Origin of the sequence: Lentilitoribacter sp. Alg239-R112, from assembly GCF_900537175.1 — a bacterium.
Lineage (GTDB): Bacteria > Pseudomonadota > Alphaproteobacteria > Rhizobiales > Rhizobiaceae > Lentilitoribacter.
In genome coordinates this window covers 916,114-940,839 of record NZ_LS999833.1, presented here as the reverse complement: position 1 = coordinate 940,839, position 24,726 = coordinate 916,114, and the positions used below count along the sequence as shown (strand labels likewise).

At 44.9% G+C, this 24,726-nt stretch carries 21 protein-coding genes; 8 read left to right on the top strand and 13 right to left on the bottom strand.

From position 1 onward, the window contains the following. Positions 1-153 precede the first annotated feature (153 nt). The 4 genes from G3W54_RS05030 to G3W54_RS05015 form a co-directional block, all read right to left on the bottom strand. Positions 154-2,622 carry a TRAP transporter large permease subunit gene (locus G3W54_RS05030; RefSeq protein ID WP_162652021.1) on the bottom strand — a complete coding sequence of 823 codons (2,469 nt, stop codon included), beginning with the start codon at positions 2,620-2,622 and terminating at the stop codon, positions 154-156. A 139-nt stretch (positions 2,623-2,761) separates the two neighbouring features. Beyond that, positions 2,762-3,865, bottom strand: coding sequence for a TRAP transporter substrate-binding protein (locus G3W54_RS05025; RefSeq protein WP_174244211.1), 1,104 nt, complete (start codon positions 3,863-3,865; stop codon positions 2,762-2,764). 162 nt (positions 3,866-4,027) lie between these two features. Further along, the gene (locus G3W54_RS05020) at positions 4,028-4,669 is read right to left on the bottom strand and encodes a TerC family protein (RefSeq protein ID WP_162652020.1); all 642 of its coding nucleotides are present in this window, start codon (positions 4,667-4,669) and stop codon (positions 4,028-4,030) included. Beyond that, on the bottom strand, positions 4,662-6,272 hold the full coding sequence (locus tag G3W54_RS05015) for an FAD-dependent oxidoreductase (RefSeq protein ID WP_162652019.1): 1,611 nt from the start codon (positions 6,270-6,272) through the stop codon (positions 4,662-4,664). Before G3W54_RS05015 ends, G3W54_RS05020 begins: the two co-directional genes overlap by 8 nt. A gap of 100 nt (positions 6,273-6,372) precedes the next feature. Here G3W54_RS05015 and G3W54_RS05010 point away from each other — a divergent pair, with 100 nt between their 5' ends. After that, positions 6,373-7,137, top strand: coding sequence for an IclR family transcriptional regulator (locus G3W54_RS05010; RefSeq protein ID WP_174244210.1), 765 nt, complete (start codon positions 6,373-6,375; stop codon positions 7,135-7,137). A 12-nt stretch (positions 7,138-7,149) separates the two neighbouring features. Here G3W54_RS05010 and G3W54_RS05005 read toward each other — a convergent pair whose 3' ends face one another. From G3W54_RS05005 to hisD, 3 genes are read right to left on the bottom strand one after another with little or no spacing between them, the layout of a single operon-like run. After that, a complete protein-coding gene (locus tag G3W54_RS05005) occupies positions 7,150-8,139 on the bottom strand; it encodes an alcohol dehydrogenase catalytic domain-containing protein (protein WP_162652018.1) in 990 nt (329 codons plus the stop codon). Then, positions 8,136-8,897, bottom strand: coding sequence for an SDR family oxidoreductase (locus G3W54_RS05000; RefSeq protein ID WP_162652017.1), 762 nt, complete (start codon positions 8,895-8,897; stop codon positions 8,136-8,138). The genes G3W54_RS05005 and G3W54_RS05000 overlap by 4 nt, the downstream gene beginning before the upstream one ends. 2 nt (positions 8,898-8,899) lie before the next feature. Next, on the bottom strand, positions 8,900-10,207 hold the full coding sequence (gene hisD / locus G3W54_RS04995) for a histidinol dehydrogenase (protein ID WP_162652016.1): 1,308 nt from the start codon (positions 10,205-10,207) through the stop codon (positions 8,900-8,902). 111 nt (positions 10,208-10,318) lie between these two features. Here hisD and G3W54_RS04990 point away from each other — a divergent pair, with 111 nt between their 5' ends. Beyond that, positions 10,319-11,356: a LacI family DNA-binding transcriptional regulator gene (locus tag G3W54_RS04990; protein WP_162652015.1), complete on the top strand. Its 1,038-nt coding sequence runs from the start codon at positions 10,319-10,321 to the stop codon at positions 11,354-11,356. On the opposite strand, the gene G3W54_RS04985 is transcribed toward G3W54_RS04990, so the two are convergent. Next, on the bottom strand, positions 11,353-12,048 hold the full coding sequence (locus tag G3W54_RS04985; RefSeq protein ID WP_197742791.1) for a response regulator transcription factor: 696 nt from the start codon (positions 12,046-12,048) through the stop codon (positions 11,353-11,355). The genes G3W54_RS04990 and G3W54_RS04985 overlap by 4 nt on opposite strands. Then, complete coding sequence (locus G3W54_RS04980; RefSeq protein WP_162652014.1) at positions 12,048-13,415, bottom strand: cache domain-containing protein; 1,368 nt, start codon at positions 13,413-13,415, stop codon at positions 12,048-12,050. Before G3W54_RS04980 ends, G3W54_RS04985 begins: the two co-directional genes overlap by 1 nt. 191 nt (positions 13,416-13,606) lie before the next feature. Here G3W54_RS04980 and G3W54_RS04975 point away from each other — a divergent pair, with 191 nt between their 5' ends. The 3 genes from G3W54_RS04975 to G3W54_RS04965 all read left to right on the top strand — a co-directional run bounded on the left by G3W54_RS04975 (position 13,607) and on the right by G3W54_RS04965 (position 18,491). Further along, on the top strand, positions 13,607-14,689 hold the full coding sequence (locus G3W54_RS04975) for a TRAP transporter substrate-binding protein (protein ID WP_162652013.1): 1,083 nt from the start codon (positions 13,607-13,609) through the stop codon (positions 14,687-14,689). Positions 14,690-14,781: 92 nt separating this feature from the next. Continuing rightward, complete coding sequence (locus tag G3W54_RS04970; RefSeq protein ID WP_197742790.1) at positions 14,782-15,825, top strand: TRAP transporter small permease subunit; 1,044 nt, start codon at positions 14,782-14,784, stop codon at positions 15,823-15,825. Between the two features lie 11 nt (positions 15,826-15,836). Next, positions 15,837-18,491, top strand: coding sequence for a TRAP transporter large permease subunit (locus tag G3W54_RS04965; protein WP_162652012.1), 2,655 nt, complete (start codon positions 15,837-15,839; stop codon positions 18,489-18,491). A gap of 50 nt (positions 18,492-18,541) precedes the next feature. Here G3W54_RS04965 and soxR read toward each other — a convergent pair whose 3' ends face one another. Next, positions 18,542-19,006 (bottom strand): redox-sensitive transcriptional activator SoxR, encoded by a 465-nt coding sequence (soxR, locus tag G3W54_RS04960; protein WP_162652011.1) that lies wholly within the window; start codon positions 19,004-19,006, stop codon positions 18,542-18,544. A gap of 45 nt (positions 19,007-19,051) precedes the next feature. Between soxR and G3W54_RS04955 the strand changes: the two genes are divergently transcribed. Both G3W54_RS04955 and G3W54_RS04950 read left to right on the top strand, forming a co-directional pair. Further along, the gene (locus tag G3W54_RS04955) at positions 19,052-19,492 is read left to right on the top strand and encodes a VOC family protein (protein ID WP_197742789.1); all 441 of its coding nucleotides are present in this window, start codon (positions 19,052-19,054) and stop codon (positions 19,490-19,492) included. 459 nt (positions 19,493-19,951) lie between these two features. Beyond that, positions 19,952-20,569, top strand: coding sequence for a response regulator (locus G3W54_RS04950; protein ID WP_244627836.1), 618 nt, complete (start codon positions 19,952-19,954; stop codon positions 20,567-20,569). A 17-nt stretch (positions 20,570-20,586) separates the two neighbouring features. Here the strand turns inward: G3W54_RS04950 and mnmD are convergent, their stop codons facing one another. Further along, complete coding sequence (mnmD, locus tag G3W54_RS04945) at positions 20,587-21,306, bottom strand: tRNA (5-methylaminomethyl-2-thiouridine)(34)-methyltransferase MnmD (RefSeq protein ID WP_162652010.1); 720 nt, start codon at positions 21,304-21,306, stop codon at positions 20,587-20,589. Between mnmD and G3W54_RS04940 the strand changes: the two genes are divergently transcribed. Next, the gene (locus G3W54_RS04940; RefSeq protein WP_162652009.1) at positions 21,305-22,495 is read left to right on the top strand and encodes an FAD-dependent oxidoreductase; all 1,191 of its coding nucleotides are present in this window, start codon (positions 21,305-21,307) and stop codon (positions 22,493-22,495) included. The genes mnmD and G3W54_RS04940 overlap by 2 nt on opposite strands. 181 nt (positions 22,496-22,676) lie before the next feature. Here the strand turns inward: G3W54_RS04940 and G3W54_RS04935 are convergent, their stop codons facing one another. Next, positions 22,677-23,750 (bottom strand): patatin-like phospholipase family protein, encoded by a 1,074-nt coding sequence (locus tag G3W54_RS04935; RefSeq protein WP_162652008.1) that lies wholly within the window; start codon positions 23,748-23,750, stop codon positions 22,677-22,679. Then, a complete protein-coding gene (locus G3W54_RS04930; protein ID WP_162652007.1) occupies positions 23,750-24,526 on the bottom strand; it encodes a 3-hydroxybutyrate dehydrogenase in 777 nt (258 codons plus the stop codon). The genes G3W54_RS04935 and G3W54_RS04930 overlap by 1 nt, the downstream gene beginning before the upstream one ends. Positions 24,527-24,726: the final 200 nt, after the last annotated feature.

Below are 24,726 nucleotides of genomic sequence, written 5' to 3'. Positions count from 1 at the left end.
TATGCGACATACAAAAAGGGCGCTCTGTTTGATGATAACAGAGCGCCCTAATATGTCGGTTCCTTTAAAACTGAGTCAGCAAGTATAAAGAAATGACTGACTCAGATAAGTGTTTAGTACATGGAACCTATGTCGCTTAATAATGGTTGCATACTACTGGCTCATCCAAGCTGGCAGCCAAAGCACCAACTGAGGGAAGATCAACAGCAGGACCAGGCCGGTCAGCTGTACTAGCATGAACTGCATCATACCAAGATAGATGTCCTTAAGATCCCAGTTCGGCACAACCCCCTTCAAGAAGTAGGCCGAAAGAGCAACAGGCGGACTGAGCCAAGCTGTTTGCAGGTTAACCGCCACAAGGATGCCGAACCAGACCATCAGATCATAGCGATCTAGCCCATGCAGATCCAACGCTTGAACCACAGGTAACAGGATTGGAACAACGATTAGAACAATCGGAACCCATTCCAGTGGCCAGCCAAGCAAGAAGATCAGCGCCATCACCAGCAAGAGCATAATGTATGGCGACAGATCCGTGCCAAGCAATATATCAGTCAACAATTGCGGTGTACCTAGTGAACTGAACTGTGCGCCAAAGAAGTTGGATGCGGCCACGAGGAACATAATCAGCACTGTTAGTTCCAGTGTTTTGATCATGCTATCAAAGAAGCCCTTGATGGTGAACTTTCGGTACCCGATGGACAGCAGGATCGCTCCAAAGGCACCCATTGCCGCAGCTTCTGCAGGTGTCGCAAAACCAAGTAGAATTGAACCAAGCGCAAACGAGATCAAGATCGTTGGCGGCATCAGCCCTGCAAAGAACTCATCCCATAGCGGTGCAAAGTAGAATTTTTCCTCCGCCTCTTGGCCATAAATATGACGCCCCAAGAAAGCCAACAGCAGAATGAACGCGGCCATCACAATTGACATAACGGACAGGCTGCCATCATCACCACGGTTCGCAAAGACCATGTATAGGTGGAACAGAACCGCCACAGGCAGAGCTATGCGCAGTATAGGTAATTTGCGATAGGCTTGATAAGCAACCGCCAGCACGATCAACAGCGCAAGCAATCCACCAAATGGGATCACACTAAACGTTCCGCCAATACCAAGGCCAAAGACCCTGCATATTGTTAAAACGCCCAGACAGATTAAAGCAACCTCTGCACCATAGAATTTGGACGTTTCAGGCTGATCTTCTTCCGAAAGGATAGGCCCCAAACTAGGGTTCAGCCAGCACCGTCCAAGCGTGTACAACAGATACAAGGCTGCGAGCATCGCACCGGGAACAAACGCCGCCCGGAATAAATCAAGCGTGGATACCTCAAGCACTGGCCCCAGCACGATTAGCATGATCGACGGTGGAATCAGAATACCCAAGGTTCCGCCCGCTGTAATGGTCCCTGCAGCCAGTTTCACATCATAGCCGGCACGGCTCATCGTGGCGCCCGCCATAATACCAAGCATGGTCACAGATGCACCAACAATACCCGTCGCTGCCGCAAAGATCGTAGACACAATCAACACGGCAATGAACAATGCACCACGCACGCGCGACATGATCATTTGGATGGACGAGAATAGTCGCTCCATCAGGCCGGCACTTTCCATTACGATCCCCATCAGCACGAACAATGGCACCGCCATAAGTTGATCGTTTAGCATTGAAGAGTTAGTTTGGAGAGTGAAAATAAATGTTGTTTTCAAGAAGCTATCACCCCAGATCCCGAACACAAATGCCAAGAAGACAAGGGTAAACGCGATTGGGAAGCCGATGAAGATCACGAACAACATTGCTGCAAGCATGATGAGACCGATGATAGGCTTATCCAGAGACGATTTGGCTTTTGTTAAAGCCTCGAACCATTCACCACCAGGTACCATTTGTGGTTCAAACACTGCGAGCACGAGCCAAACTAAACCGATGAGATAAATTGGCAATAGTCTTACAAAGATGCGCTCTCGCTCTTTTCCCATTTTGTGGAATGCTCGGAAGATCTCAGGCAAACCCTGCAACAGCAATAGTGCACCACCAATTGGCATTGCTATACGCGCAGGCCACAATAGAGGGCCCCATGCACTATCCACTTGGTTTGTTTCTCCGTTAATGAAGGCTTTCCACCAAAATTCAGACGCCACCCATGTAAAGAAAATCATGGAAGGAATAAAGAACAGCAAATACAGGGAAGCATCGACTGTGGCCTGAGTTTTGTCCGACCAATTCCGATAAAGAAAATCAGCGCGGATATGTACGCCGCGCATTAGGCCATAGCCAGCCCCTGCCATCCAAAGGACACCCGCGATCATTCGACTCATGTCATAAGCGATCAATGTGGGTCCCAAGCCAAGGGCATCAGATATCCAGCCCAAGCCAGCATTCGTCAAAATTGAGTCACCATTACGAGAGAACACCTCCCAGACCACAATAGCGATTAAGGGCACCAACATCAGAGCAATTAGCTGACCCGCGCGATGGTTAATAACATCAATGACAGCTGTAATAGGGCGCTGCCAAGATGTCATATCCTCAGGTGTTTCCCCTGGCTCTTCTGCGCGACGTTCTGCAATCAGCTCGTCGGCAATTTCAAGATCTTCCGGATTTGGTTCCTCTGCGGCCATGTCTACACTCCCTCCCGTGGTAAGTCTTCAGATCTAAGATTTATTTGATCTGAGGTTTCCTTTTCGAAAAGGATCTTAATCCCTTTCGAAAAAGAAACACGAGGCCCTCAAAAGGGCCTCGCGAAACTATGTGAAAGTATTATTTCAATGTGTCAGCGTGGGCTTTGCCTAAGCTAGCATTTGATGCTTGTGCGCCAGCCCAAAATGGAACAGCGATATCAGCAAAATCTTTCTGCGATTGCCATACTTCAGCGAAGAATTCATTTTCGTCAGCTGCAGCTTGCAGAGATTTCTTCGCAGCAGCCATGTATTCTGTGAAATAATCAGCTGGTGTATCTTCAAGAATAACGCCATGGTTATCCGTCAAGTCTTTTAGAGCTTTACCATTTTCATAAATACGGTAAGACATAGACTTTGACAAAGACGCATTAGCAGCAACTTCAAGAGCTTTTTTCTCGATGTCAGTCAAACCGTCATAAAAATCACCGTTCACGTACAAATCAGCGTTCACAACAACTTGGTGTAGACCTTGCAAGTAGTAGTGCTTTAGAACCTTTTGGAAACCAAACACACTGTCAGGTTTTGGGCAACACCATTCAGCCGCGTCAATTGTGCCTTTTTCCAGAGCTGGTAGAATATCACCACCACCCATAGCAACAGCAGGAACACCGACTTCAGCGTAAGCGGCGCCAACCATTCCTGGAGGTGCGCGGAAACGCATTTTACGGAAGTCATCCATAGATGCGATTGGTTTTGGGAACCAACCTAGAGCTTCCGGGCCAACTGGTTGTAGCATGAAGCCTTTTACATTTACGCCCATTTCATCCCATAAACGGTCATAAAGCTCTTTACCACCGCCAAACTGGAACCAAGATAAGAATGCGATGTTGTCCATTCCAACACCAGCACCAGCAACTGGTGCACCAAACAGGTTGGCTGCAACGTGCTTACCACCCCAATAGTGGGTCCATGCAAAGCCACCTTCTACTAGGCCAGCATCAACTGCATCCATGATGTCGCGTGGGCCTACAACAGCACCAGCTGGCAGAACCTCAATCTTAAGCGAACCATTTGTTAATTCTGAAACATCGTCACCAAATGCTTTCAACATTACAACTTCGTCGGCTGTTGTTGGCAACACTGATTGAACGCGGATAACTTTCTCTGCCAAGGCAGAAGAAGCCATTAAAGTTAGGCCGACAGCTGTTGCTGCGATACCTTTAGTAAGTTTGGATAAATTCATTGATTTATTCCTCCCAATGTTACGCCTTCTCCCTAAGTCTACGGCCAAGACACGAAGGCATCTCTCTCAGCCTGATTTGGCAGTTCAATTATGTCTCAATTGAACTACAATTTCCACCATTAAATAATTGATTATTTTATCTTTTTAAGAAATAATCACAATTTAAAGGATACCTAACAAATGACCGACCCCGTTCGGTGCATCAAATATTCCACGTTTCATCATTTCGCCCGCTACATAGAGCAGAACGATAAGGCCCAGCCATGAAATCCAGGGGTACTTTGCAAGTAATTTCATAATAAGTGTGGCAGCAAATGCCATGAGGATAATTGCCAGACCAAGACCAAACACGAGCGTTGTAGTATTTCCATCTGCAATTGCTGCAACCGCAAGAACATTATCAAGTGACATCGAAACGTCAGCGATCGTGATGGAGACAAGTGCCGAGAACATTGTACGGCGCGGCGCGCCAGTATATCCTGCCTCCAGATTGTCTGCGATTTCCATCGCGTCCTCTGCTTCTTCAGATTGTCCTTCTCTGATTTCTTTGAAAAGGGTCCAGCATACCCAAAATAGCAGCAAGGCACCAATAAACAATATGCCCGGAACATCAAGAAGGCTGGTTGCAATAACTGCAAAAACGATACGCATAACAGCAGCAATAATCATGCCATAAAGAATTGCTTTCTTACGCAATTCCGGCGAAAGGCCAGCTGCCGCCATTCCAATGACCAAGGCATTGTCGCCTGATAAGATCAAATCAGCAATAATAATTTGACTGTAATCAATGATAAGTTCAAGCATTCGCAGCGTCCTCTAAAATCATGTCAGAAACTTTTTCACCAATCATAATGCATGGAGCATTCGTGTTGCCCGACATGATTTGGGGCATGATGGATGCATCGGCTACACGTAAACTTTTAATACCGCGGACACGAAGTCGTGCATCAACAACAGACAACTTGTCGCTTTCGGGGCCCATTTTGCATGTTCCGGTTGGGTGATAAATTGTAACAGCGGTATTGCGAGCCCAATTGAGCGTGCCTTCATAATCGTCAAATGCGACTTCTTTACCGGGGGAAAATTCTTCAGTCACATGAGATTTCAACGGTTCGAAATCCGCAATTTTACGAGCAATTTGAATGCCTTTTACAATGGTATCTTGGTCAAGTTGTGTCGCAAGATAATTCGGATGAATTTCCGGGTGGTCGCGATAATCGGCAGACTTAAGCTGTAAGTGACCTGCGCTTTCAGGCCGCATTTGCAGCACAGAAGCTGTAAAGGCTGAGAACTTATGTGGCCCATCAGCAGGATTAGTTGCACTAAATGGCTGAATATGGAATTGGATATCCGGTGTCGATAATGATGGATCTGTTTTTAAAAAACCAGTGCCAAGGCTTGCTGCCATTGCCATAGGGCCTGTCCGCTTAAGTGCGTATTCAAGAGCAATCATACCTTGTTTAAAGATGTTGTTTGTCTCGATGTTGATTGTCGATAGATCGGTCTTGAAAACAGGTCGTGCTTGCAAATGATCTTGCAGGTTTTTGCCAACCCCCTTGAGTTCAATTCTTGTCTCAATCCCAACGGCCGAGAGTTCTTCGCTTGCCCCAATGCCGGATAACATCAAAATTTGTGGAGAACCGATTGCTCCGGCGGATAAAATTACCTCTCGTCGTGCCTTGATGGTTTTTTTCTTGCCACGAGTAACTGCAGCTACACCTGTTGCACGTCCGTCTTCGATGATGACTTTTTCAACTTGGGTATTGGTAATAATTTCAAGATTCGAGCGATTTCGTGCAGGTTTAAGATATGCAACAGCTGAACTGCAACGTTTGCCATTGACCATGGTCAGTTGGAAATAACCAACACCTTCTTGGTCGCCGCTATTATAATCTGAATTCTTTTTATAACCGGCAGCTTCTGCCGCATCGACCCATTTATCGACAACGTCACGTTTTAAACGAGTTGGCGAAACAGATAGAGGGCCGTTTTCACCACGGTCTTTATTTTTTTGCTCGCCAATCCACGATTCAGATCGTTTAAAGAATGGGAGTACATCGTCCCAGGCCCAACCCTCGTTTCCTAGCTGACGCCAATGATCATAGTCTTCGGCCTGTCCGCGTACATACAAAAGTCCATTAATGGAACTAGAGCCACCCAACACTTTACCGCGGGGCCATGGGATGGATCGTCCATTAATACCAGGGTCATTTTCAGTTTTGTAGCGCCAATCAGTATTTGGGTTGTTCATAGTTTTGAAATACCCAACTGGTATGTGGATCCATGGGTTCGTATCGCGACCACCAGCCTCAATCATAGCAACAGTATATTTACCATTTTCGGAAAGTCGGCTCGCAACTGCACATCCAGCGGAACCAGCACCTATAACAACGTAATCAAATTCCAAAAAACCCTCCAACGGTGAAAAATGAGACTTTTTGTCTTGTTTTTCATTATTTTTTACTTTATAGCCTTTTCATGGAGGATGTAAAGAGGGAGATAGGAAGGTGAACGAGGAAAATCGAATTCCGACGAATTTACGCACGCTTATGATTTTGGAAATCATGGGACGGAGCGAAAGTGCTATGACACCAACGCAGATTAATGCTGAGTTAGGCTTGCCAAAACAAACAGTTCATCGTCTTTGTACGACGTTGGAGAATGAGGGTTATCTCGTGCGTGAGGCTGACGGTAAGCGTTTGCGCCCTTCAAGAAAACTTCGCTTAATTGCAAATGGTTTGCTGCATGCATCACGTTTTCATATTACTCGTCATCAGATTCTGGTGGATGTTGCAAATAAGGTGCAAGAAACTGTGAACATGGTCGTGCCTGAAGAAACAGGCATGAATTATATTGATCGTGTGGAAACCGATTGGCCATTTCGTATCCAGCTACCTGTTGGATCAAACGTGCCTTTTCATTGCACGGCAAGTGGTAAGACCTTTATGGCGAGTATGCCTAAATCAAAACGTGAACAATTTGTTGCTGGATTAAAGCTAAAAAAATGGACTGATAAAACACATCAGACTGCTGCGTCTTTGTTGGAGGATTTAAAGCAAACACGCAAGCGTGGATATGCCATCGATGATGAGGAGTTTATGGATGACATGGTCGCTATCGCAGTACCTGTCACGGATGCGAAAGGGCGTTTTGTTGCATCGCTTGCTTTCCATGGACCGATACAGAGAATATCAATTGATGAGATGATATCCCGAAAGCAGCATTTATTCGATGGGGCCGTGGCGCTTTCTACAGCGCTTTTCGATGATTAAATTGATCTGATGCTAAGGCTTGAGAACAATTTTTGGTGCGCAAACATTGCCAGCAAGAATATCCTCAAAGGCAGATTGCCCGTCATTTAAGTTGCGAAATTCAACCCAGTCGAGTGACCCTAAACCACCATTAAAGATTGCTTCGGCTGTCTCGCAAAAATGTTCGTGTGTATAGGTATAACATCCAATGAATGAAATCTCTTGCAGAGTCATGCGTCTGATATCAAGACCATCTTGACTGTCGCCTAAACCAATATGGGCAATCACACCGCCTGGTTTGGCAACACGGCAGGCCATCTCCCGTGTCGGCTTGATGCCAACACCATCAATAATCAAGTCAAAACATTGATCTTCGGTTAGTCCAGCAGGCGCAACAACTTTGAAATCAGTCTTTTCAGTTATAAAATTACGACGTTTTTCATTTGCTTCGACAATAACTACATCCTGGTAGCCATTTGCTTTTAGACTCAAAGCTGCTCCCAAACCAATTGCGCCGCCGCCGATAGCTAGTGCGCTCGTGTTTTCATGTGAGGATGTTAGAACGCGTTCTGCCAAGCGAACTGCATGCCAACCGCAGGCAATTGGTTCGCATAATGCAGCTTGATCGAATGAAACATTGTCTGGAACTTCGACGAGGTTTTGCATAGGCATAGATATGTATTCTGCGAAAGCACCCTCGCGTGGTGGCATAGATATGATCTGCCTGTTAGCGCAAATATTTCCGCGTCCATTTTTACAATTATCGCAAGTGCCGCAAGTCACAAGCGGGTTAACGGTTACGCGCTTGCCACTATCGGGGCCGGATACAATCGTTCCAGCCGCTTCATGACCCAGGATTAATGGGGCGGGACGTCGTTCATCGTGGCCAAGAAAAGCATGCATATCTGACCCACACAGACCAACACTTTCGACCTTAATGAGAACGTCGTTGTCAACGGTTTCAGGGTTTGGCGTTTCACGATATTCAAGTGTTTTTTCGCTCGTATAGACTAGTGCCTTCATTTTGCGGTAAATCCCCCATCAACCATCAGTATTTGCCCGGTTATATATGCTGAAGCATCGGAACTTAAGAAGAGGACTGGGCCGTCAAGGTCAGCCATTTCGCCATTACGGCCAATACATGTTTGTTCCGCATTGCGGTTAGCTCGTTCGGGATCGTCAAAAACCTTTGCAGTCAATTCTGTTTTAAAAAAACCAGGTCCAATCGCATTCGTATTGATACCATCTTTTGACCAAGCTTCAGACATTGCGCGGGTCATCTGCGCAACAGCACCTTTCGCTGATCCATAAGAAATACCATTTGGAAATGCGCGAAAACTTTGTAGGGACGCAAAATTTATGATGCGGCCCCAGCCTTTTGCTTTCATAGCTGGCACAAGTTTCTGACTGAGGAAAAATGGGGCAGCTAAGTTTACGGACTGTGTTAAGTCCCAAATTTCTTCAGTGACTTCATCCGCAGATGTGCGGGTGTTAATGCCCGCACCATTTATTAATATATCAGGTGCTCCAAATGGTTTGGAAACAAGTTGTGCCAGTTCCCCCATTCTGCATTTGTCAGACAGATCAAACGCAAGAGATGCGGTCTGTCCGTCGGTTTCATTTTCCCAAGCTTCAAGTTGGTCTGCCCTGCGTGCGACGCCTACTACTTTGGCGCCGCGATTAGCAAGCATTGTCGCCGTATGACGACAAATGCCTGAGCTTGCTCCTGTTACGCAGACAACTTTGCCTGAAACATCAAACAATTGATCGCTTGTGTTCACAACTATTCCTCAGACGTAAGGTCAAACGTTTCGTTCGGGAAGTATTTCGCCAAGCGGATGTCAGCAGTACGAGCATGCCCTTCCATACCTTCAAGACGAGATATGCGTGCTGTTGCTTCGGCAACTGGTTTTGCACCTTCACGTGTTGCCTGCTGCCACGTCACAATTTTCATATATTTATGAACAGACAAACCACCAGTGTAACTTGCAGCACCTGATGTTGGAAGCACATGGTTTGTACCTGACGCTTTATCCCCAAATGCAACTGTTGTTTCTTCACCAAGGAAGAGTGAACCATAACATGCAAGGCGATCGAGCCACCAAGGGAGATCCTGCGCTTGAACAGTTAAGTGCTCGGGGGCATATTCATCACTTGTTGCGGCCATTTCTTCGCGGTTATCGCAAACGATCACCTCGGCATAATCACGCCAAGCTGCTTCTGCGTTTTTGCTATTGAGTTCAGGAAGGTCAGCGATAAGCGGTGGTACAAGTTCCATCACTTTTTCTGCAAGCGCCTTATCATCGGTCACGAGCCAAACTGGTGAATTGTAACCATGCTCTGCTTGTCCAACCAGATCAGCCGCTACAATGTCAGCATCCGCAGTCGCATCCGCCAAAATGAGACTGTCGGTAGGACCTGCAAACATATCAATGCCAACGCGGCCGAACAGAATGCGTTTTGCTTCGGCTACAAACTGGTTGCCTGGACCGACCAGAATGTCAGCTTTTGGCAAGTCAAACAATCCAAAAGTCATCGACGCAATTGCCTGAATTCCACCCATTGCCAGAATTGTATCTGCACCACATAGGTCTGCCGCATAGACAATTGCAGGTGCTATACCAACGCCTGGGCGAGGGGGGGAGCATGCCATAATATGATCAACACCGGCAACTTTTGCTGTTGTAACTGTCATAATGGCCGATGCAATGTGGCTATATCGACCACCTGGAATATAACAACCAGCAGCTTGAACTGGAATACTTTTTTGCCCTGCGGTTAAGCCAGGAACAACTTCAATAGAAATATCTTTAAGTGTTTCTTTTTGTGCTTCAGCAAACTTCTTTACATTCGCATGGGCAAACTGGATATCGCGCTTAAGTTTTTCTGGTACCAGCGCTGACGCAGCATCAATATCCGCACGGCTTAGTTTAAGCGTACCTTCATATTTATCGAATTTTTTTGCATATTCGAGTGCAGTTTTATCACCGCCCTTTTCGATATCATCCAATACCTGTTGAACAGTTGCGCGAACGTCACCCGCGTCGCTTGATGATGTTAGATCTGCTTTCTTTAAATATGTACGTGCCATTTTTATCTCTATCTGTAAAATTCGTCTGGCTAAATGTAAGCGCTTACATTTAGCTTGGCAAGTCTTTTTTTATAAGTTACATGTTTATTGTGAAAACGAAGGGGAATCCTGTTGAGAGGTAATGATTTACCGAAACTGGAAGATGTGGCGCGATTGGCTGGTGTATCAACCGCAACCGTTTCGCGTTGTCTTAATTCGCCTGGTCAGGTTGTTTCTAAAACGCGTGAGAAGGTTTTAAATGCAGTTAATGAGTTAGGTTATCTTCCAAACTCTAATGCAAGAGCTCTTGCTGCAAATCGTTCGAATATCATTGGTGCGATTATTCCAACCATGGAAAATTCTATTTTTGCGAGCGGCCTGCAGGCCTTTCAAGAGGTTTTAAATGGTGCAGGATTTGATTTGCTTGTCGCAAGCTCCTCCTATGATCAGGGAACTGAAGAAAAACAAATTCGATCACTGGTATCGCGGGGGGCAGAAGGACTTTTCCTAATCGGGACGGACAGAAGTTCTGCAATTTACGATTTTCTGAATGAAAGAAATGTCCCTTTTGTTGTTTCATGGAGCCATCATTCATCAGGCAAGCGAAGAGAAGCCGGGCATTTTGTTGGATTTGATAATAGAGCGGCCATGCAAGAAATGACGGAAAAAGTTATATCATTTGGTCACCGTCGTGTCGCTTTAATTTCAGGCATATTAAAGAATAATAACCGCTCTGTTGAACGCGTTGCTGGATATACAAAAGCAGTTGAAGATGCTAATTTGCCGGTTCATGTTTATGAGAGCCCATTTGATTTTGATGCGGCTACAGAAGTTTTCAAATCGATCATGAAGGACGTAGATCCACCAACAGCCGTGGTTTGCAACAACGATGTTTTGGCTGCTGCGTCAGTCTTAGCTGCAAAGGCGTTGGGTCTGCGTGTGCCAGAAGATATATCCATTACTGGATTTGACGATATCCAGCTTGCATCTGTTGTTGAGCCTCATTTAACAACCGTTCGTGTTCCTCACCGAAGAATGGGTGCAGATGCAGCTAAGTCGCTAATAAGACAAATTTCCAATGATGCTGGTTTTGAAAATATCAAACTTGAGACACGCATAGTCGAGCGCGCATCATTAGCTCAGCCTCGCGCGCATGTAATTAAAATCTAGAGGCCCAATTCGATTGCTATCTTTGTAAGCATGACAGCATTTCCGCCACCTGTTTTTTCTCGGATTGACATGCGATGGCTTTCAACTGTTCGTACCGAAATTTTCATACTATCTGCAATTTGTTTATTGGGCATGCCTTTCGATATCGCAGATAAGACCTGTTTTTCTCTGTTGGTAAGCCCGTAGTCAGACTGACCAGATCGCCCATTTGCGTTGCCATTCATGCTTTGTGATAGTGATTTGCTAAGCTTTGGTCCAAGATATGTCGCACCTTCTGACGCCATCGCAATCGCGTTGAGCATTTCCGCTTTAGATGCATCTTTGAGCACGAAGCCATTTGCACCAATGCGTAATGCCTCTTGCACGTATTCTTCATTGTCGTAGACGGAGAGGAACAAGATCTTTATGTCGGGCATGTCTTGTCGGATGATTTTAGCTGCTTCTAGCCCGTTAAGCTCGGGCATAGAAATATCCAGAAGTAACAGATCAGGTTCATATAGTCCGCACAATTCAACGGCTTCGCGCCCGTTCTTGGCCTCACCAACAAGATCGATATTTGCCTCGTTCACAAGCCGCGAATGAATACCCTCACGAACAAGGTCGTGATCGTCAGCAATAATGAGTCTGATTTTCTGAGAGTTCATTGAAATACTATGTTCGCTCCCCACAACAATAGTGCCGTCACCATACATCACTTTTCCGTTTGCTCCAACTTCTTATCAATTGGAATCCCTATTTCAATGATCAGGCCGCTGGGAGTGGCATTTTTGAAATTTATTGTGCCCCCTATGGCGTCAATTCGTTCTTGCATATTGCGTATGCCGAGGCCAGAACCTGTTGGAGGCCATTTGGTGTGGTGGCTAATTCCGACACCATTATCTTCAAGCAATAACAAGAATCTTGAACGTTCTCGCTTCAAGGAGATGTTTATTTCGGTCGCTTTTGAATGACGATCGGCATTGGTTAAGGCCTCTTGGATGACCCGATAAACGGCAATACGTGTTTCATCGGTTATTAGTTTCTTAGGTTGTTTTGCATTCACATGGACTGAAATGCCTGTCTGTTTGGAATATTCTGCACCCAAACTTTTAACGGCTGAAACAAGGCCCATATCATCAAGAACGGAAGGTCGAAGCGCCATCGAGATTCGGCGAACTTCGTTGATTGTATCGTCGATTGTCTGAATAGACTTATCGAGTGGTTCGCGCACACCAACGCTTTTTGCTTTTGATACAGCGGCTTCAAGTCCGTATCGTGCTGAAACAAGTAACTGGCTGATACCATCATGTAACTCATGTGCCACCCGTTTTCGTTCTTCTTCCTGCACGTCGACAATTCTAGCTGTTAGTAATCGTAATCGTTCATCGGCAAAGCGTTGTTCACTAACTCTGGCCAGAGTCAAAATAATCGCTGTCAAGATAAGTGAGCCGAGTGCGAGTAATAAGATAATAAGTCGCGTTTCTCCGATTCTAATTTCCGTTTGATCTTGGATTTTCCTAATTTGATCAGATACATCATCAAGATAAATACCGGTGCCCAACATCCAGTCCCATTTGGGTAGATAGACTGAGAATCCGAGTTTATCGACATATTCACCGCTGGAAGGTTTCTTCCATGTGTAGGTATAGGCATCGCCCGTTTTGGCACGTGCTATGAGGTCCTTGATTACGGTTTTGCCATTTTCATCGCGCAAACCTATCCAATTGCTGCCGATGAGGTGGGTATGCCGCGGGTTGACAATATTGGTTCCATTTCCATCATAAATGTAGAAATAATTATCTTCACCAAAAGTCATCTTGCGAACAATTCGGCGTGCTTCATATTGGGCCTTGCGTTCCGACTTGAGATAGGAGCCGTAACTAGGAGTAAGAGCATTTTTTGCCAATGCGACATAATTTAGAAGTTCCGCTTGTTTTTGCTCTAGATAAAACTCTTCAATGGCTTTGGCCTGTGATTGCGCCAGACGGGATGCCAGAACATCGATAATATAGGTTGAGGCTAATGCAATTAAGATTGTTGGCAATACGGTGATGACAAGAAGTTTTGTTTTAAAATTCATAACCCATTCCAAAATATGAACGCATTTTATCAAGTTACATTGGCATAACTATAACAAATTTCCAAAAAATCCGTAGTTCTACCGATGTGAAGCGGTAGTAACACGTGTTGTTCTTTATTTCTTACATTTGTAAGGAGTGAGACAGGGTATCAAAACGGTGCTCTGGTTTTTTATGTTCTTGGGAGGACCTAATGGAACGTCGTAAATTTCTAAAAGGCGCAGCACTTGCTGGTGCCGCTACAACTCTTGCCGCACCTGCTGTTGCGCAAGGCAAAACCGAAATGGTTATCGTATCAACTTGGCCACGGGATTTCCCTGGTCTTGGGCTTCCAGCTCAGCGTCTAGCCGCACGCATTTCCGAACTGACTGATGGTCGTATTGATACACAGTACTTTGCTGCCGGTGAGCGCGTTGGCGCGTTTGATTCGTTCGATGAAGTCGCGTCCGGTAATGCGCAAGCGTATATTGGCGCTGATTACTACTGGAAAGGTAAGCACCCAGGTTGGGCTCCGTTTACTGCTATTCCGTTCGGCATGACTTACACAGAGATCGATGCATGGATTAAATATGCTGGTGGTCAAGAGCTTTGGGATGAGTTGGCAGGCGAATTTGGCCTTAAAAACTTTGCTATGGGTAATACTGGCGTTCAAATGGGCGGTTGGTTCAATAAAGAAATCAACTCACCGGACGACCTTAAAGGTCTTAAAATGCGTATTCCTGGTCTTGGTGGCGACGTTATGTCTAAATTGGGCGCGTCTCCTGTTTCACTTCCAGGTGGTCAGATTTATGAAAACCTTGTTTCAGGTGCGATTGACGCGACTGAGTGGGTTGGTCCATTCAACGATTACTTCATGAAGTTCTACGAAGCGGCTAAATATTATTACTGGCCTGGTATGCACGAACCAGGTGCTCAGCTTGCGCTTGGTATGAATGCGTCTTGGTGGGCTGGCCTGTCTAAAAATGATCAAGCTATCATTGAAGCAGCATGTAACGAAGAGAACGCGCGCACAATGGCAGAAACAAATGCCAATAATGGTGCATATCTCAACCGCTTGATCAACGATCATGGTGTCCAGCTTCGTGAATTCAACGATGACGTCTATGAGGCCTTTGGTGAGGCCGCTCAGGAAGTTATTGAAGAAGCACGCGATCATTCTCCACTATCTGCAAAAATTTACGATGCAGTGGTTGAAAAACGTGACGAGCTTGGTGCTTGGACATCCCTATCTGATATGGCTTACGTTCAAAAACGTAATGCTGTTCTTAATCAGTAGAATCAAGGTTTTAACGTAACCTTTGGTGAGGCGGATATCTGCCTCACCCTTTTATGCATGAGAAATGCATATGACGAATCAGGGGACCCATAATGGTTGATCAAGCGGCAACGCCTGAAGGCAGTGCGTCGGCGGGCAATGATGCGGTGAACAATACTTCATTTGTAATGTCTGATAGAGCTTCAATGCTTATTCGCCTTTTTGGGTGGACAAATCTGGCAATTATGCTCGTTTACCTCATTAACAATTTTCTATCAAATGGTGCAGGTTTCCCTGGCGCAGGTCTTGGCTTTGCGACAGGTGGAGATCTTGGCGCCGATTTCTTTCAATTTGCGCTATATCCTATCGCAATTGGTGTAACATTTGCTTATGTGCTGGCTTGCCGCCAAACATCATTACGAACCGATAGCTTTACCGTCTCATCACTCAATGCCTTCTTTATTAGAGCTGCATTCTGGGCAGTGCTTTTTGTCGGGCTTGCAGACACGTTAATTTCATTTTTGCGGATTGAGGGTTTCTTGGATGTATTCGTGAGTGAACAATTCTCTAAGGATCTCGGGCGGGCCCAATTTCGCGGCCCTTATGTGCATGTTCCCCTTATTGGTCTGGGCGTTGTCATGGCTTTTTTCACACGTACACTTGGTTTTCATTGGCTCGCTCTTCTCATAGTGGTGGCTGAGCTTCTGATTGTGTTCTCGCGGTTTATTTTTTCTTATGAACAGGCCTTTATGTCTGACCTTGTTCGTTTTTGGTATGGGGCACTTTTCCTTTTTGCCAGTGCCTATACATTGCTGGAAGAAGGCCATGTGCGAGTGGATATTTTCTACGCCGGATTTGAGGAGAAATCTAAAGGCTATGTAAACGCTTATGGTTCGGTTTTCCTAGGCATATCATTATGTTGGATTATCCTGTTTGTCGGCATGGATAATAAGGCATCAATTATTAACAGCCCATTGTTTAACTTCGAAACATCGCAATCGGGTTTTGGGCTTTACGTAAAATACCTTATGGCCGCATTCTTAGGTGTCTTCGCCATATCAATGATGATTCAATTTGTGTCCTATCTCTTCGGGGCTGTAGCAGATATACGCGGTGAAGCGGGCAAACATATGCCTAAACCATCAGACGCGCATTAGAGGAAGTTATTATGGAACTGTTTTTTCTCTTTCTCCTTGTCGTACTTATGGCAATTGCTTTGGGTGTCGGCTACCCGGTGGCCTTTGCCCTGCCTGGCTCATCCATCATCACAATCTTGCTGGCTGCGGGTGCCGGATATTTATTTCTGGGCGATAGCGATATTTTCTTCGCGCAGGGTGGCCCCGCGCAATGGCTAAGTGCCGGTGTAACCAACCTTCGTGGGGTCTATTGGGAACCCGAACGAGACACCCTCATTGCCATTCCGCTGTTCATCTTTATGGGTATTATGCTTCAGCGTTCAAAAATCGCGGAAGACTTGCTCATCACAATGGCCAGACTTTTTGGTCCTGTGCCAGGTGGCCTCGGTATTTCAGTCGTTTTTGTGGGTGCATTGCTTGCTGCAACAACTGGTATTGTAGGCGCGACAGTAGTTGCAATGGGCCTTATCTCCCTGCCTGCAATGTTACGTAATAATTATTCGCAGCCTCTTGCCACAGGTACGATTGCGGCATCAGGAACATTAGGTCAGATCATCCCACCGTCTATTGTGTTGATTATTCTTGCCGACCAATTATCCAGTGCTGCGGATCAAGCTGGTACTGCGCGCAAAGCGCTCTTTAAGGATGCGACAGGCGAATTGTCTATGCCGTCGATTTTTGATGTCGTATCCACAAGCGCCGGCGAAATGTTCTTAGGTGCATTTATTCCGGGCATTGTGCTTGTCGTGCTCTATATGGCCTATATTTTGATTTATGCATTCTTCAACCCAAAAGCAGCACCGCCAGTTGCTTCTGAAGGGAAGATTGACGGTGCGTTTTTAGTCAAAGTGGTCTTGACCCTGGTTCCTCCACTTCTTCTGATTTTCCTTGTTCTTGGTTCAATCATTGGCGGTATTGCAACGGTGAATCAAGCAGGCGCAATCGGTGCAGGTGGCGCACTCATAATGGCGGGTTATCGTCTCAGAGAAGGGCACTCCCGCGCCTATTATCCAGCATTGTTGGCCATCGCTTCGTTAGTTCTCATCACAATTACGCTTTCGCTCTACAATACCAACGTGAAAAGCATTAATTCAGCCGAAGACCAATTTGGTATCGCGCTTGCAATTATTGGTACAACTGGTCTGATTACAGCCCTTGTTTGGAGTGGTATTCGAGCACTCAAAATTGAAAATACGCTTCATGGCGTTATGATTGAAACAGCGAAAACGACATCACTTGTTTTCATTATTCTGCTTGGTGCTGCCATTCTGACAGCTGCCTTCCGCGCATTTGGTGGAGAGCATTTGGTTAAAGAGTTTCTCGAAGGATTACCGGGCGGTTTTTGGACAAAGTTTCTTATTGTTATGGCTGTGATTTTCGTCCTTGGTTTCTTTCTTGATTTTATTGAAATTGCTGTTGTTGTGGTACCAATTGTTGCGCCGATTTTGCTGGCTGATCCAGAGGCAAATGTGACTGCTGTTTGGTTGGGCGTGATGATTGGTCTGAACATTCAAACATCATTCCTCACACCACCATTTGGGTTTGCGCTGTTTTATCTGCGAGGCGTTGCGCCAGCTGTGGTTAAAACGATCAATATGTATAAGGGAGTGATCCCATTCATCTTGTTGCAATTATCTGCTCTAGCCATTGTTGGCGCTGTGCCACAATTGGTAAATTACCTGCCAAATAGAGTGTCGTTGCTTTCGGAAAATTCCCCGCCCCCGCGCAACCCAAAACTGGGTTATTGTGTTGATAATTATCTGGTTAAAGAATTCGCAACAAACAAGGCTGGTTTGCTGCAAAATATTTCGATGGCGCGTAATATTGATTTATCCACATTGCCATCTGGTATGAGCAAAGATTTGGCTAAAAGTTTTGACAGTGCTGAGCAATCATTTGCACTTCTAGACGGCGCTATCGCAGCAGAGCAGGTTGTGCTTGATGCGTCTGATGCCTATCGTCCCGATCATCATTTTGTACGGGAAGTCGAACGCGATATCAGGCGTTTAGAAACTCATAAGGCCGAACTTGAGACTGAGTTAAGCCGTTTGCCTGAAGGTTCTGAAAAGCGAGCAGTGGCCATCAACCAAAAGCTAGAGAACATCGATAAAGATATTACTGAGCTTACAGCTAAAATTCCATCGGATTGGGAAGGAAAGTTTGAAACTTATAGCAAGCTACGAAAAACAGTAACTTCTGAAAGAGGTAAATTCTATCGTGCGTCTCAGGAAGGTTATGAGCCGGTGGTTGAGATGATGAATGTACTAAATTCGACAGATGCATTTAATGAGCTAAAAGATGAACTCTACGCGGCATCAGCACAAATTGAAGATAATCAACCTGTCGATATGGTAGAGCCTTTAGCTGCCCTTGCTAAAAAGTTTGGCGATGTTGCGGGTGCTGATAAAGTAAAATCAGCTATCTCCAAAGCCCGCCGCGCTATTAAGGCTAGAAAACCAAATAAAGAAAAGGCGCTTAAAGAGATTGCAAAAGCAGTTAAGCTTTATGATGAGCAGATTGAATGGCGTAAAGCAGGCGTGACGAATATTTTGCCGAAATTAGGCGAATATGAGCAATCAATTCGTCATAATATTGGTATTCGCCAGCAACCAAAATTGACAAGAGAGCAAGCGTTATCTGTGGCAGGTTGTCTGTCTGATCATCGCGATATTTCGTTGAACTTCTAAGAACCTGATTGGAAGGTATCTTCTTTAGATTAGTCTTTGTAGTTAAGTGATTAATCGAGTTCAGCGATGTCGCCCATAAGATATCGTGCGCCTGCACCTTTCTTTGCAGCGCGATCTTCAGCGTTGTAAAGTTTGCATTTGTCGAGTGATAGGCATCCACAACCAATGCAGCCGTCGAGTTTATCTCTCAATTGAATGAGGCTTTCAATTTTTGCGTCTATATTAGTGCGAAAGTTCTCACTCATTTCGGCCCAGTCTTTAGCGGTGGGTGTTCGCTGATTTGGCAGTCTGTTAAGTTGTTCTCGGATTTGATCGAGTGAAAATCCTAAATCTTGTGCGATTATTACAAATGAAAGACGACGTATGTCGGATCGTAGAAATCGCCTCTGTCCTCCATTATTTCTTTCAGAGTGTACCAATCCTTGTTCTTCATAGTAGCGAATGGCAGATACTGCCAAGCCAGTTCTCGCAGCTATTGCACCAATAGCCAAAGTTGTCTCAATTTTCTTCTTCATGGGGCTAAATAACCTCTTGACCTCAAGTTAACTTGAGAGATTACCATGCCTTCGATCAACATTAAAGAAGGAAAGATTACAATGACAATTGCGGAGAAAGTGCAAAATGAAACCTATCTTGAACATATCAATGTGACGGTGATCGATGTTGAAAAGACGGCAGAGACATATTGTAAATTATTTGGCTGGAAAGTTCGTTGGAAAGGAGATTCTATACATGGAGGAACATCGATTCATGTTGGAGGCGAGGGCAGTTACTTAGCTATTTATGAAAATGGCAACTCAAAAGGTTCAACAGAAGATACCTACCATCGTTACAATGGATTAAACCACATAGGTGTTGTTGTTGATGATCTTGACGATGTGGAGAAACGAATAGTTGATTTGGGCTATATCACCACGTCTCACGCCGATTATGAACCTGGTCGCCGTTTCTACTTTGATGATGAGAATGGCATAGAGATTGAGGTCATTAGTTATAACTAGATGAGTGATAGTGGAGGATTTCTTGGCTCGTAAGAAAGGGTGGTACTCAGGATTTTCTTAAGCATCGGAAATATTGGATTTTCCTATCCCATTAAAAATACTAGATTTTTGGTATTTTTATTGGGGTCCAAGATTAATCTTCTTTTTACTCATTTCAACGAAGCTTACTTAAACAATAAGTACAAATGTATTTGATGAACGAGTATAAATTTGTCTGAGAAGAACAATTTTCCAATGTTCCGAGCGTTAGTGATCAGCAGCTCGGATATCGATCAAGAGCTATATCAGGAACAATTGCGTTCTCTGAACATAGACAGCTGCGCGACTGAATGTCTAGCTGAAGCTCAAAAGGTAATAAACGTGGTCGCGGAAAAAAATATATCAGTAGATTTGATTGTGATTGACTGTGAACAGATTGAATCTATGCATGAAAAATTTGTCGCTGATTTAAGGAAACACTTGAGTTTTAAAAATACAGTAATTCTGCAGGCAACCGATGGCAACGCGACTGAAAGCCAGATCTTTTCTATTTCCAAGAATGTTGACGCAACATTCACTAGGCCGATATCGCCATCTCTGTTTGAAGATAAAATCGTAGAACTTCTCAATATTCAGATGGCTGGTTCAGATGATCTACCTGAGGAAGAAACATCGAATTTCGGTCTTGATATTCTCATTGCAGAGGATAACGAGGTTAATCAAATCGTTTTTACTGAAGTATTAAATGATCTGGGAGCAAACTTTAAAATTGCTGGAAACGGGCAGGAAGCTGTTGAGCTTTGGAAGACGCATAATCCTGCCATCGTTTTGATGGATGTTTCTATGCCAGTGATGAGCGGACATGAAGCTACGAAAGCGATCCGTGCAATTGAAGAAGAAAATGACCTTCGACATACGCCCATTTGCGCGATTACTGCACATGCGTTGAAGGGTGATAAAGAAGATTGTTTCGCCGCCGGTATGGATGACTATCTATCTAAGCCCGTTAGCCCGGATATGATGGCAGCAAAAATTGGTAGTCTACTTCCAAAATCGCATCCATTAAATAAAACATTTGCGGTAGGAGAAGCAGCCTAAACTGCAGGTGATCATGCTTAAGCTAACAATTTAACTCCTCTAATCATATCTCGTTTGCCAGCATATCCTTGGCATTTTTTGATGGTAAATCCGGCGGCTTGCAGATTTCGGCGTACCCAGCCAGCAGCTGTATAGCTCGCCAATGTACCATTGGAATTGGTGTGATCCGATACGGCTTGCATGAGATTTTCATTCCACATGGCATGATTTCTGGCTGGTGAAAATCCATCAAGATACCAAGCATCTGCACGCAGGTCTGTTTGATGGATTATCTCATTCACATCACCAACATGCAGATGAAGGCTAATGTTTGGCTTAAATTGAAAAACTTGATACATCTCGAATGAAGAAGGCCAAATGTTCAGAAGTCTTTGTTTTTCTGCTTCTATTTCTGGCCATACCGCAAGCGCTTTATCAATCTCATTGCTCATCATGGGAAAAAGTTCAAAACTATGAAATTCAAGCTTGGCACCATCAGGTGAAAGGGTGTGGAACAGGCGAGCTGTTTCCAAAAAATTCAACCCCGTTCCGAAACCCAATTCGGCGATGACAAATGATTGTTCAGATGTAAAACGGGTTTGAAGGTCATTTCCATTTATAAAAACGTGATTGCATTCTAAGCGGCCGTCGGTTTTTGAATAAAAATAGTCGCCAAATTGTGTGGAATAGGGCATATCACCCTCACGCCATTCAATTTCGTTTTTAATCTCTTCTTTTACTTCAAGGTTCTTATTCATGAGTTCAGGCGATAACGTTGGTTTTATTGATCGTCAAACAGAATTTGATGTTCTTGTGGTTGGTGGTGGTATTATTGGTTGCTGGACTGCCTATAAAGCCGGAAAACGCGGATTAAAAACATTGCTGATTGATCAGGACGAGGTCGGCGCAGGAGGAAGTGGTGGTGTCCTTGGCGCACTCATGCCACATATGCCTGAACGCTGGGATGGCAAGAAACAGTTCCAATTCGAGGCATTGCACGCGCTGCCAGAGGAAATTAAACTGCTGGAAGATGAAACATCGCTCTCATGTGGTTATAATAGGTGTGGCCGTGTTGCTCCTATCATGAATGATACAAAACGCGGGCAAATGGCGGGTCACCTGCCAAATGCGGAAAAACATTGGCTTGGGGTCTATGAATGGAAAATTCTGAACAAGTCACCGATTGATAATTGGCCAATTGCATCCAAGGCAGAGCATGGTGTTGTTTATGACACGCTGTCAGCGCGTGTTAATCCTCGTAGGATTTTGGCCGCGCTCAAGCAGGCTATTTTACAAGATAGCATGATTACACTTCGTGAAAATATTGGATTGTTGAAATATGATGAAACGGTATGCCGGGCGACATTGAGTGATCTATCAGAGATCAAATTCTCGCATATTGTTTTGGCAGCTGGTACCAACACATTTGGCTTCGTTGCGCCGTCATTGTCCGTACCAGTACTTGCATTGGGTAAACCCATAAAGGGGCAGGCGGCAATATTAAAGGCTGATCTTGATCCAACTTGGCCAATTATGTTCGATATGGGGCTTTACGTTATAGTTCATAAAGATGGTCATGTTGCCATTGGAAGTACGAGCGAAATAGAATTTGATGACCCTATGAGCACTGATCAGCAGTTGGAAACGCTCATAAAACGGGCGAGAGAGTTTTGCCCGCAGCTAAAAGATGCGGATGTGATGGAACGTTGGGCGGGCTTGCGACCACGAGCGATAGGGCGAGATCCTCTTATCGATCATATGCCTAAAGCAAAAAATGTTATTGTTGCAACAAGCGGCTTTAAAATTACTTTTGGTGTTGCGCACAAAATGGCAGATGTCGCGATTGAGCATATTTTGGATGAGAAAAGGACCGAAGTGCCTGAGAGCTTTCGAATTCCGGCCCATCTTGCCAAAGCTAGAAAGCAAGCAAGAAGGGCAGAAATATAAGACAAATTGTCTTTGAAAATTCAGCCACGTGGCAGTACATCCGTGCTCACGCAGCTTGCTCAGAACTATGTTCTAAGTGTCTTATTGTTACTATACTTAGTTAACAGTTTCTTGACAATCAAGGGAAGGTTTCACAAGTTATTGAAAGTATTGAGTTAAAATTTGTATTGGATGCAATATTTTAGCTGTGAATGTTCGAGATATTAAGAAATTCAGCGTCTAAATCAACAGATGAGTGTTTTCCAACAGCCTCAAAATGAGTTTGGCACCACTCTTTCGCTACGCCTCTGCCACGATCTCGCAAGTCAGTCAAAAACGGCCAACTAATATCATATTTCGTCGCAACACTGAGATCATCAAGCGCATCATCTGAGTGTATTGAATGGACATAAACATCGCGAATATTATTATGATATTCGTCTTTGAGCCAATGTTCCTGCACAAGTTTGCTGGCAAATTTGATAGCACGTAATTCACTGATAAGCGAACTATTGAAAGAAATCTCGTTGAGGCGGTTCATGATTTCAGGTGCGGTTTTTGGAATGCTCTCACGTCGCATCGGGTTGATGTGCACGATCAGAACATCTCGACTTTCGCATTTATAAAAGAATGGAAATAAAGCTGGATTGCCAATAAACCCACCATCCCAATATGCTTCACCATCTATTTCGACAGCCTTATACAGGCTCGGCAGACAGGCAGATGCCATGACAGCATCGAGACTGATATCAGACGTTTCAAAAATACGAGCTTTGCCTGTTTTAACGTTTGTTGCGTTGATAAACAGTTTCACATCTGTGCAGCATCGAAGCCGTTCGAAATCAACGCACTTTTCCAATAAATCGCGTAGTGGGTTGAAATCAAAAGGGTTAAGTTCATAGGGTGACATGGTTCGGGTCAATGTATCGAGCGCATTGTAAGTGGCTGCAACCATGGGACCAGTGCCGCCGAAGGAGGCACCAATCATTTTCTTCCAAGGTTCCATCATGTCGCCGAAAGGAGATGTCCCGGCTTCGCTCATAGCTTTCCAAAACTCGTCTAGCTTGGCTCGAGCGCCGTCGTGACCGCCAACTTGTAGACCGTGGGCTAGAAGAACAGAGTTGACCGCGCCTGCACTGGTGCCAGAAAGGCCATCGAGTTTTATTCTGCCATCTTCAAGCAAGTAGTCAAGCACACCCCAGGTGAAAGCTCCGTGAGCGCCACCACCTTGGAGGGCAAGGTTAATTGTTTTTGTCTGGGGCGTGGCCTTTGCCATTATTGTGCAGACCAACCGCCGTCAACAGGCAGGGCTGTACCTGTGATTTGGGCCGCATCATCGGACGTAAGGTAAAGTGCAAGTGCAGCAACTTGATCAATTTGCACAAACTGTTTCGTGGCTTGAGCTTTGAGGATCACATTTTTGATCACCTCTTCTTCGCTCATTCCGCGAGCCTTTGCCGTGTCAGCAATTTGCCCGGTTACAAGCGGTGTCTCAACATAGCCAGGGCAGACTGCATTTGCAGTCACGCCATGTTCTGCACCTTCAAGCGCGAGCGTTTTGGTGAGGCCCAAAATACCATGCTTAGCTGTCACATAGGCACTCTTATAAGGAGAGGCGATAAGGCTATGTACTGATCCGACGTTGATTATTCGCCCAAAGCCACGTTCCTTCATTCCTCCGAAAGCTACGCGCGTTGTGTGGAATGCGCTTGACATATTGATCGCGATAATTGCGTCCCATTTACTGGTTGGAAAATCTTCAACTTTTTCTACAAATTGAATACCAGCATTGTTGACGATGATATCAACTTGACCAAACTTATCTTCTGTTGACTGCACCAAATCTTTAATCTGTTCAGGTTGCATCATATTCGCACCGTGAAAAGCTGTCTTGCCAGAACCAAGCGCATTGACTTCAGCGCGCGCTGGCTCATTGTCTTCTGCGCTACCAAGTCCGTTGATAACCACATTCATGCCAGCTTTTGCAAATGCTTTGGCAATGCCGAGACCAATGCCACTTGTTGAACCCGTGATAATTGCGGTTTTTGTCATCTTGATGCCCTTACCTGATAGATGGTTTTTATGTTGCGTTGCACAATTACAAGATTAAACTAGGAATGGAAAGTGGTAAATGTGGATCAGGATCAAATTGCGATCACATTAATGTAGCTTGTTGTGTTTCTTGCAAGGCCTTATAAACAATCAAAATTACGAATCGCGATACAGATAATTGCGCGAATAACAAAGGTTGA

Bases quoted from the DNA above. Each gene is read 5' to 3' on its own strand.
- G3W54_RS05030 (WP_162652021.1), bottom strand. From the start codon at position 2,622: ATGGCCGCAGAGGAACCAAATCCGGAAGATCTTGAAATTGCCGACGAG.
- G3W54_RS05025 (WP_174244211.1), bottom strand. From the start codon at position 3,865: ATGAATTTATCCAAACTTACTAAAGGTATCGCAGCAACAGCTGTCGGC.
- G3W54_RS05020 (WP_162652020.1), bottom strand. From the start codon at position 4,669: ATGCTTGAACTTATCATTGATTACAGTCAAATTATTATTGCTGATTTG.
- G3W54_RS05005 (WP_162652018.1), bottom strand. From the start codon at position 8,139: ATGAAGGCACTAGTCTATACGAGCGAAAAAACACTTGAATATCGTGAA.
- hisD (WP_162652016.1), bottom strand. From the start codon at position 10,207: ATGGCACGTACATATTTAAAGAAAGCAGATCTAACATCATCAAGCGAC.
- G3W54_RS04985 (WP_197742791.1), bottom strand. From the start codon at position 12,048: ATGTATGGTGACGGCACTATTGTTGTGGGGAGCGAACATAGTATTTCA.
- G3W54_RS04980 (WP_162652014.1), bottom strand. From the start codon at position 13,415: ATGAATTTTAAAACAAAACTTCTTGTCATCACCGTATTGCCAACAATC.
- G3W54_RS04975 (WP_162652013.1), top strand. From the start codon at position 13,607: ATGGAACGTCGTAAATTTCTAAAAGGCGCAGCACTTGCTGGTGCCGCT.
- G3W54_RS04970 (WP_197742790.1), top strand. From the start codon at position 14,782: ATGGTTGATCAAGCGGCAACGCCTGAAGGCAGTGCGTCGGCGGGCAAT.
- G3W54_RS04965 (WP_162652012.1), top strand. From the start codon at position 15,837: ATGGAACTGTTTTTTCTCTTTCTCCTTGTCGTACTTATGGCAATTGCT.
- soxR (WP_162652011.1), bottom strand. From the start codon at position 19,006: ATGAAGAAGAAAATTGAGACAACTTTGGCTATTGGTGCAATAGCTGCG.
- G3W54_RS04955 (WP_197742789.1), top strand. From the start codon at position 19,052: ATGCCTTCGATCAACATTAAAGAAGGAAAGATTACAATGACAATTGCG.
- G3W54_RS04940 (WP_162652009.1), top strand. From the start codon at position 21,305: ATGAGTTCAGGCGATAACGTTGGTTTTATTGATCGTCAAACAGAATTT.
- mnmD (WP_162652010.1), bottom strand. From the start codon at position 21,306: ATGAATAAGAACCTTGAAGTAAAAGAAGAGATTAAAAACGAAATTGAA.
- G3W54_RS04935 (WP_162652008.1), bottom strand. From the start codon at position 23,750: ATGGCAAAGGCCACGCCCCAGACAAAAACAATTAACCTTGCCCTCCAA.
- G3W54_RS04930 (WP_162652007.1), bottom strand. From the start codon at position 24,526: ATGACAAAAACCGCAATTATCACGGGTTCAACAAGTGGCATTGGTCTC.